Below are 581 nucleotides of genomic sequence, written 5' to 3' on the forward strand. Positions count from 1 at the left end.
CCGTGGATACGATCGCCATCGCGCTCGGCATCGGCCAGGCGCTTGAGTACCAGGGCGCCGACGCCCTCGCCGGGCACGATGCCATCGGCGGCGTTGTCCAGGGTCCGGCATTTGCCCGTGGGCGAGAGCATGCCGGCCTTGCACATGCTCATGTACATCTCGGGCGACAGATACAGGGTGGCGCCGCCCACCAGGGCCACATCCACTTCGCCGCCGCGCAGCGCCTGGCAGGCCAGGTGCGTGGCCACCAGGGACGACGAGCAAGCGGTGTCCACCAGCAGCGCCGGCCCCTTGAGATTGAGGAAGTAGGCCAGGCGCGCGGCGGCTATCGCCTCGCTCCTGCCGGTGATCTCCGCCGCGCCGCGTTGCTGTTGGGCCAGCCAGCCGTATTCACTGGGGCCCATGATGCCCAGGTACACCCCGCAACGGGCATCGCTCAACTTCTGCGGCGGATACCCCGCGTCCTCGAAGGCCTTGTAGCCCTCCTCCAGGAACAGGCGCTGCTGAGGGTCGATCCATTCCGCCTCCGCCGGCGAGATGTTGAAGAACAACGGATCGAAACAGTCGATGTCATCCAGCCG

General features: G+C 67.5%; 1 protein-coding gene. It reads right to left on the reverse strand.

The features are described 5' to 3' along the window. On the reverse strand, positions 1-581 hold a 581-nt coding region (locus ACK6AU_RS32030), incomplete at both ends, for a polyketide synthase (RefSeq protein ID WP_409303782.1).

The sequence above is a fragment of the Pseudomonas sp. KCJK8993 genome, assembly GCF_046230915.1.
In the GTDB taxonomy this organism is placed as follows: domain Bacteria; phylum Pseudomonadota; class Gammaproteobacteria; order Pseudomonadales; family Pseudomonadaceae; genus Aquipseudomonas; species Aquipseudomonas piscis.